Raw genomic sequence first — 462 nt, 5'->3', positions numbered from 1 at the left:
AATGATTTAAATGAATACCTATTGGAATATTCGCCTGTCATGCTTGATAAGGTAACAAAATTGGATGAGCCATTACATCAACCGATGTCAGACCAAGCATTATCCCATTTTGATACGTATGAAAGACCATTATTCCCTGTACAAGCACATGTAGCAACAGGTGCAGCAAAAGCATTACAAGTACAAAAAGGAATTATTATACAGGGTGAAATGTCCGTGGGGAAAAGTGCAATCATGACAGCTGCAGTAGATGGCTATTTTCATTTAAAAGGACAAAAAGGGTATCGTACCTGCGTATTTGTTTCACCAACTCTTACGGAGAAGTGGGCAAAAGAAGAAATACGACACTTATTACCAGACGCAGAGATACATCTTATTAAACGCACAGAGGATCTGATTCGAATTCATCAATCTTGGATTCAGGCTGGAAGACCAAAACCACAAAAACCAACCTTCTTTGTC

Annotated in this window: 1 pseudogene; it reads left to right on the top strand. The window is 38.7% G+C overall.

Going from position 1 to position 462, the window contains the following annotated elements:
- Positions 1 to 462: pseudogene (locus MR155_RS31375) on the top strand (hypothetical protein); the annotation flags it as partial.

Origin of the sequence: Bacillus cereus group sp. BfR-BA-01331, from assembly GCF_022663915.1 — a bacterium.
Lineage (GTDB): Bacteria > Bacillota > Bacilli > Bacillales > Bacillaceae_G > Bacillus_A > Bacillus_A mycoides.
This window is presented reverse-complemented; position numbering and strand designations above follow the sequence as displayed.